The organism is Vibrio sp. 378 (assembly GCF_033339435.1).
Genome location: NZ_JAWOUO010000712.1, coordinates 1 through 632, shown reverse-complemented (window position 1 = coordinate 632; position 632 = coordinate 1). Strand labels below are relative to the sequence as shown.

General features: G+C 46.0%; 1 protein-coding gene. It reads left to right on the top strand.

The features are described from left to right. Positions 1-621, top strand: a 621-nt coding sequence (locus R7Q48_RS28425) for a glycosyltransferase (RefSeq protein ID WP_318133674.1), incomplete at its 5' end; no start/stop codon positions are given. Between the last annotated feature and the right edge of the window lie 11 nt (positions 622-632).

Here is a 632-nt window from a genome sequence, read left to right as displayed (position 1 = left end):
GTGGTGGCAGGCTGCAGTCAGCGCGAATGTGATTTAGCCATTAGCATTGGAGCAAAACGAGCGGAACTGCTGAACAACTACGTTTCTTATCAAAGTGCGACGCGTGTCGGCAGAAACCATCAAGCTGCATTGAACATTGTTGTTTTAGGGCGTGTCGCACCACAGAAAGACCCTCAATTTTTACTTAACACACTCCGTTGCTTGAATCGATTTGCACTCAATCGCCAATTAGACATTACTTGGATTGGAGGAGGAGACAAAGAGCTAGAGCAAGCGTTAAGAGCCGAGGGCGTACAAGTAACGGGTATGCTTCCTCGCGATGAAGTGGTTAAGAAACTGCGGGCCTCCGATCTCTATTTACATACCGCCGCATGGGAAGGTATGCCTTTAACGATTCTAGAAGCCGCGAAGCTGCACCTCCCTATGGTGATTCGTTCCATTGGTGCCACAAAAGATCTCAACTATCCTTTTTTGGCGCAAACACCGGAAGACATGGCAAAGCAAATGACACATTGCATCAATCACTATGATGACATTGATTTTCGCCAATACACCACCGAGTTGAATGAGACGTTCAGTGAAGAAAAACAACGCCTCGCTCTAAACAACATTTACAGTTAGAGAAATAGAAT